Here is a 7,064-nt window from a genome sequence, read left to right as displayed (position 1 = left end):
GGCAGGGCTTCGACTACGGGGCTCAGCCCCCCCGCTCAGCCCCAAAAGGCATCTCCCGGAAGCCGTGTCCTGAGCGGAGGACGAGGTCCGGAGTCGAAGGATGCCCTGAGCGGAGGACGAAGTCCGAAGTCGAAGGGCTTCGCCGTCGGCCTGGCCGGGGCCGTGGGGATGGCGCTGTTGGGTAACCTGGGCACAGTGCGGATGATTTTCCATGGCCTGGCGCGGCTGGCCTCGCCCACCGGGAGTCTGGAAGGGGTGAGCCTCTTCCACCAGTTGGGCTGGGCCGCCCTGGGGCTGGTGCAGGTGCTCTTCCAGCACGCCCACCTGCCCTACGGCATTGGCGACTGGTACTGGATACCGAGCCGGGCCATCTCCGCGCCGGGGGATGTGGAGCCCATCACCGAGTTCCCCTTCTTCACCTTCCTCTACGCCGACCTGCACGCCCACATGATCGCCCTGGGCTTGACCCTGTTGGCCTTAGCGTGGGCGCTGGCGGTGCTCGTGGCGTCGTGGCGTCGTGGCGTTGTTACGTGGTCTCAAAGGAATGAGGAAACGACCCACGACGCCACGACTCACGATGTAACGATTCTCCTCTGGGGCGCCCTGGTGACCGGGATGCTGCGGGCCACCAACACCTGGGATTGGCCCACTTACACCGCTTTGGGGATGCTGGCCGTGGGATGGGCCGTGTGGCAAAGGGGGCGTGGCCTGGGAATCCCGGCGCGCCTGGGTCGGGCGCTGGCGGCGGCTGCGGCGCTTTTCGTCGCCGGGATGCTGGTGGTGGCGCCCTACACCCATTGGTATGCCCAGGGCTACAATAAAGTGCACCTGTGGCAGGGCACGCGCACGCCCACCAGCGCCTACCTGGTCCATTGGGGGCTGTTCCTCTTCGTGCTGGTGCCCTGGCTGCTGTTCGAGACCATTGCCTGGTTGCGGGCCGTGCCGTTGCTGGACGGGCTGCGCTGGTGGCGGCGCTGGCGCGGCCGGGTGGGCGGCGCCGCGGCGACCGTGGCCGTGGTGGCCCTGGGGCTGACCCTGTGGGGCGTGCACATCGCCTGGCTGGTGGTGCCCCTGGCCGCCTGGGCAGGCGCTCTGTTGCTGCGGCCCGACCTGCCCCCCGGACGGCGGGCGGCCCTCTTCCTGCTGGGCACGGGGTTGACGCTGACCCTGGTCGTTGAGGTGGTGGTGCTCGAAGGCGACATCGGGCGCATGAACACGGTGTTCAAGTTCTACCTCCAGGTGTGGACCCTCTTCGCCGTGAGCGCGGCCGCGGCCTGGGGCTGGCTGCGCGATGGGCGCGTCCTGTGGCGACCCCGGCTGTGGCACGGCTGGGTGGCCGGGCTGGCCCTCCTGGTCTGGGGCGCGGCGCTGTTCCCCGTGCTGGGCGGCATGGCGAAGGTGAAGGACCGCATGGCCCCTGAGGCGCCCCATACCCTGGATGGCATGGCTTACATGGACCACGCCCGCTACTTCGACCAGAATTGGGACATGGACCTGAGCCAGGACGCGGCAGCCATTCGCTGGCTGCGGGAGCACGTGGACGGTTCGCCGGTCATCGTTGAGGGGAACACGGTGGAGTACCGCTGGGGCAGCCGGTACGCCATCTACACCGGCCTGCCCTCGGTGGTGGGCTGGAACTGGCACCAGCGCCAGCAACGCGGGGTGGTCACCTCGCCCGAATGGGTCACCGACCGCATCGCTGAGGTGGCCGAGTTCTACGGCACTACCGACCCCCAAGGGGCGCTGGCCTTCCTGCGGCGCTACGGGGTGCGCTACATCATCGTGGGCCAGTTGGAGCGGGCCTACTACCCTGGCCCCGGCCTGGACAAGTTCGCCGAGTACAACGGCTACCTGTGGCGCGAGGTCTTTCGCACCGGGGAGACGGTGGTGTATGAGGTGGGGGAACGGTGAGGGGTTGGGGCAACTGAGGCAATTGAGGTAACTGAGAGTGTGGGGCGTAGGTCGTAGGTCGTTGCCTCGTGCGTCGGAGGTCGTGGCTTCGTTCCTTCGTGCTGGGGGCTGTTGCTTGGTTGTCTGGTTACCTTGTTACCTGGTTGCTTGATTCGTCGCGTTGGGGCGCCCTTCGATTGCGCACTCCGCCTCCCTGCTCAGGGAGCCTTTGAGGGGATGGCATGGCACGGGACGCTCGAGGGGACAGCGACGCTCTGCCGCTTCCCTGGGGGGCAGCCGGGGGCCATGACGCAACGACATACGCCTCAACGCCTCAACGCCCCACAAACTCGTGATAAACTTGAAAACGCCGCACACTGCACTCTCTCTGAGGTCTCTCATGCTTGCCTGGTTCGCCTGGTGGCTTCTCGTTTCCCTCATCGGCTGGCTGACCTTTCCGCTGGCCTTTCGCCTGCTGCCCGCCCTGGCCGACCGGGGCTATGCCCTCAGCCGCGCCTTGGGGGTGCTGCTGTGGGGCTACGCCTTCTGGCTGTTGGCCTCCTTGGGCGTGGTGCGCAACGACCCGGCCGGGCTGCTGCTGGCCCTGGCGCTGCTGGCCGCGCTCAGCCTGGCCACCGGCTGGAAAGTCCGCCGCCGCCTGGTGGCCTGGGCGCGCGCCCGGCGCAGCACGCTCCTTTGGGCCGAGGGGGTCTTCCTGGCCGCCTTTGCCCTGTGGGCCCTGGTGCGCGCCGCCGCGCCGGAAATTATGGGCACCGAGAAACCCATGGAACTGGCGTTCATCAACGCCATCCTGCGCTCGCCCACTTTTCCCCCCCATGACCCTTGGCTGAGCGGCTACGCCATCTCGTACTACTACTTTGGCTATGTGCTCGTGGCCGGGCTGGCCCGGCTGACGGCCACGCCGGGGGCCGTGGCTTTCAACCTGGGCGTGGCCCTGGTCTTTGGCCTGGGCGCGGTGAACGCCTTTGGGCTGGTGTACAACCTGCTGGCCGCGCGGCGCTCTTCTCGAGATCCGGCCTGGGGGCTTTTGGGACCGCTTTTTGTGCTCTTCATGGGCAATCTCGAGGGGTTCCTGGAAGTCCTCCATCGGCGGGGGCTTTTCTGGCGTCCGGGGCCGGAGGGCCAGCCCGTCTCCTGGTTCTGGCAGACTTTCCTCAACATCAAAGACCTCAACACGCCGCCCCAGCCGCCGTACGGCTGGCTCCCCCAACGCTTCTGGTGGTGGTGGCGCGCCTCCCGCGTGGTGCAGGACTTCAACCTGGCCGGGCAGTTCCAGGAGGTCATCGACGAATTCCCCCAGTTTTCCTTCGTGCTGGGCGACCTGCACCCCCATGTGCTCGCCCTGCCCTTTGCCCTGCTGGCCGTGGAGCTGGCCCTCAACCTGTACTTAGGCGGGGCGCGCGGACGCACCGGCCCGCTGCGCCTTTCCAAGCCGGCCTTTGCCCTGGCCGCCGTGGCCTTGGGCGGGATGGCCTTTCTCAACACCTGGGATTTCCCCATCTATGTCGGTCTGTTCGCCGCGGCCTATGCCCTGCGCCAAAGCCGGGCCTGGCGGGAGCGCCTGAGCGCCTTCTTCGGCCTGGGGCTGGCCCTGGGCTTGGCCGGAGGCCTGCTCTACCTGCCTTTCTATCTGGGCTTTCAATCCCAGGCAGGGGGGATTTTGCCCGCTTTGGTGACTCCGACGCGGGGCGCGCATTTGTGGGTGATGTTCGGGACGCTGCTGGTCCCCATCTTCATCTTGGCTCTGGGGCGGCTGCCGGGCTGGAACCCGGGGGTGCGGGGCCGCGCCCTGAGGTTCGTGCTGGCCCTGTGGGGGGGGCTCTGGGCCCTCATGCTGCTGCTGACAGTGGCCGCGGTGCCGGTGACGGCCTGGGCCTCTCAACGGATCCCCCAGGCGGCGCTGGCCCTGCCGACCCTGCTGGGGGTGTGGGGCGCCGACACGCTGAGCCAGGCGCTGCGGGAGGGGGTGCTGCGGCACCTACGTTGCCTGGCCGGGGGCGGCACGGTGGCGTTGTTGCTCTTTCTGGCGTGGTGGGGGGTGGAGGCGGAGGCCCAGCGGGGCGCTTCGCGTAGCCAAAAGAGAGGGGCCACCCCCTCGGGTGAGGGCTTCCTCTGGCTGCTCGCCTTCTGGGGTGGCCTGCTGGTGCTCACCCCCGACTACCTCTACCTGCGCGACCAGTTCGGCACGCGGATGAACACCGTGTTCAAGTTCTACTATCAGGGCTGGCTGTTGTGGGCTTTGGTGGCCGCCGTGGCTACGGCGGAGATTTTCCGGCGACGGAGGCGTTGGGCCCGGGCAGCCCAGGCGGTAGTGGCTGCGGCGGCCCTGGCCGGGCTGGTGTACCCTGTCCTGGCCGTGCCCGGCCGCACGAACAACTTCCACCCGCCGGATGGTTGGACGCTGGACGGCAGCGCCTTTCTGCAGCGTCAGTCGCCCGACGATTGGGCCCTGATCGCCTATCTGCAACAGGCGCCCTTAGGCGCGGTGGCCGAGGCGGTGGGCGGCAGTTACACCCAGTACGCCCGCATCAGCACTTTCAGTGGCCAACCGAGCGTGCTGGGCTGGCCGGGGCACGAAGTGCAGTGGCGCGGCGGGGCCAACGAGATGGGCTCCCGTCAGGACGACATCGCTCTGCTGTATGCGACCCGCTCCTGGCCTGAGGCCCGGGCGATTTTGCAGCGTTACCACATTCGCTATGTGGTCGTCGGTGCCTTGGAGCGGAACACGTACCCTGTGGCCGAGGGGAAGTTCCAGCAATTCCTGGCCCCGGTCCTTCAGGTGGGCGGGGCGACCCTTTACCGGGTGCCGGAGGAGCCCCCTGTCCGATAAGCCTGAGAAAGGGTGATGCGCACCATCGCGTATCGGGCGGTTTTGCTGCCCGATACGCGATGGATTGCAGGTCACTTCCGCAACCGCTCGGCCAGCAGGCGGAACAAGCCGCCGTGGCCCACCGGGTGTTTGGCCGGCCACCAGTTCAGCCGTCCCACCAGGGCCGCCTGTTGCTGCGGCATCAGCACCTGTGAGGCCAAAGGCGCGTCCCTGGCGGCGAAGAAGGCGGCCAGCGCCTGCAGGTCCTGCGTCAGGCTTTGCCCTTCACCCTGGATTTGGGCCAGCATCTGCTGGACCTGTTGGGGGTTGGGCTGCACTCCGGCAGCCTGCATCTGCCGGGCCAGGAAGGCCAGTTGTCCGCCGGCCTGGGGCATCTGTTGGGCGGCCTGGCGGGCCTCGGTGTAGGCCGGGATGATTAGCGATACGGTGAGAATTCGACGGCAAAGTGAGGCATGGCGCTTCTCCGACAAGGGTGGCGGGTATCCGAAAAAACCGAAAGTGTTTTTCCAAAAATTGCCTCCTGATGAAGGAGGCGTGAGGGGCTGGCAAGCCTGGCTAATGGCTTTCGAGCATACCCAGCACCTCGCGGGCGAACTCGGCCAGCCGGCGTCGGTTTTCGTCGGAAAGTTCCTGGATGGTGCGCTGAAAGCGATGGGTTTCGCCGAGGATGGCTGTGGACACGCGGCGGTTGACCTGCTTGGCCAGGCCCAGGGCCATGCCTAAGCCGGTCAGGGCGCTCAGGCCCAACTCGCCGGGCAGTCCGATGCGTTGCAGGCGCTGGCGCAGCAGACGACCGTAGGGGCCTTCGAGCAGCGAGCGCAGCGCCAGCAGGATGGCGGTGATGAGTTCGGCCATGTAGCGCAGGGGGCTGCGCCGTTCGGGCAGGCGGGCCAGCAGGTCATTGAGCAGTTGCTCATAGCCTTTGGCTTTTCCCTCGCGCAGCCGGGTCAAAATCTGGGCCTTGATGGCCTCCCAGTCCTCGCCGTTAGCGGCTTCGCCGGCCAGTTGGCGCAGCACGCGTGGGGCTTTCTCGGTGGGGGAAAAAAGCACCACCGTCCGTCCAGGCCCGCGCCGCCCTTTGGGCAGGTGGAACCGGGAGCGCACCAACCCGCGCTCTTCGAGCAGCCGGAGCATTTCATAGGCCGTCACCCGCCCGATGCCCAGTCGCTCCGCCACCTCGGCGTAGTGAATGGGTTCCTCAACTTCGCGATAGAGGTCGAGGAAGCGGCCGAGGAATTCCTGTTGACGGCGGGTGAGTTTGGGAACCATGGCGCCTTATGTGATCCGAAAAATCCGAAAATATTCTACCCTTGAAGTTCCCGGTTGTCAAGTTGCGGCCCACATTTCGTGGGGGACAACGGAGGGCATGTGTAATAGGTCAAGAGATCGTGACCACCCTCCTGAGGGCCACAAGCCAGGAGGAGGTTAGTACTGATGGTGTCCAGGAGCAAAGGGGGGGAAGGCGGTCAGCGTATCCGGGCCGGTATAGCCCAGGTGCTTCAAAACGGTCAAAGGCGGTCGCCCCTCCATCCCGGCACCGTAATGGGGTCGGAGCATGTTGTAGAAAACCACCCAGCGCCCAGCATGGCGCAGGAGATCCTCAGGGGGCTGGATGCGCAGCGCATAAGGCCAATAAAACGCCTCATCATCGGTGCGATGGCTGCGTTCTACCTGGCCATTATGCCCCTTGGGATAGCGGGCTAAGCCGGCCTGTAAGGGAGCAAGAAACTGCTCAGAGAGGCGTTGGGTGTGTTCCGGGTTATCTCCACCGAATTCCTGGCCCCAGTCTGTCTGAAAGACCCGGGGCGCTTCAACGCCATGGGCCCGTAGCCACATGGCCACCAAGACGAGGAAGGCCAGACCATGGGTCCGATTCAGGGCGGAACTGTAGGCCGGGAAACGGAGCCGGGCACGTCCCTCACAGGCGGTCCATTGGTGGGCAGGGAGACGGCGGCGTCGCCAATGGGTGACCCGTAGGGTGCCTAAGGCGCCTTGGTGCGGTATTTCCTTCACATCCAACGGCCACACAAGGACATGGGGTGTGCTTCTTCCAGGCCTGCGTTTCCGGCTTGCCGATCACGCCGCACCCACTTCCGCACCACCTGGCGGGAGGTGCCCCAAATTCGGGCTGTCTTGCGGATGCCTCGGGTTTCCAAGTGGGTTTGGACCAAAGGGCGTCGTGCTTCCTTACGGTTCTCCCCTGTAGGCCAGTGCTGGCATAGCCGGTCCTCCTCTTGCTGGGATGGTAGCCATGCAAATTCTGCCCAGGGAGGATCGGTTTTTTTTCATTCACCGTTTGCAAAACCTGGTACGTTCTCTTGGC

5 protein-coding genes are annotated in these 7,064 nt (G+C 66.3%); 2 read left to right on the top strand and 3 right to left on the bottom strand.

From position 1 onward, the window contains the following. Positions 1-168: 168 nt before the first annotated feature. Positions 169-1,911, top strand: coding sequence for a hypothetical protein (locus G4O04_05190; GenBank protein ID HEY57915.1), 1,743 nt, complete (start codon positions 169-171; stop codon positions 1,909-1,911). A 379-nt stretch (positions 1,912-2,290) separates the two neighbouring features. Further along, complete coding sequence (locus G4O04_05185; protein HEY57914.1) at positions 2,291-4,741, top strand: hypothetical protein; 2,451 nt, start codon at positions 2,291-2,293, stop codon at positions 4,739-4,741. A gap of 71 nt (positions 4,742-4,812) precedes the next feature. Here the strand turns inward: G4O04_05185 and G4O04_05180 are convergent, their stop codons facing one another. From G4O04_05180 to G4O04_05170, 3 genes are all read right to left on the bottom strand, one after another. After that, on the bottom strand, positions 4,813-5,211 hold the full coding sequence (locus tag G4O04_05180; GenBank protein ID HEY57913.1) for a hypothetical protein: 399 nt from the start codon (positions 5,209-5,211) through the stop codon (positions 4,813-4,815). Between the two features lie 85 nt (positions 5,212-5,296). Beyond that, complete coding sequence (locus G4O04_05175; protein HEY57912.1) at positions 5,297-6,010, bottom strand: hypothetical protein; 714 nt, start codon at positions 6,008-6,010, stop codon at positions 5,297-5,299. A 156-nt stretch (positions 6,011-6,166) separates the two neighbouring features. Next, on the bottom strand, positions 6,167-6,754 hold the full coding sequence (locus G4O04_05170; protein ID HEY57911.1) for a transposase: 588 nt from the start codon (positions 6,752-6,754) through the stop codon (positions 6,167-6,169). Positions 6,755-7,064 lie beyond the last annotated feature (310 nt).

This window comes from Anaerolineae bacterium, from assembly GCA_011176535.1.
Lineage (GTDB): Bacteria > Chloroflexota > Anaerolineae > Anaerolineales > DRMV01 > DUEP01.
This window is presented reverse-complemented; position numbering and strand designations above follow the sequence as displayed.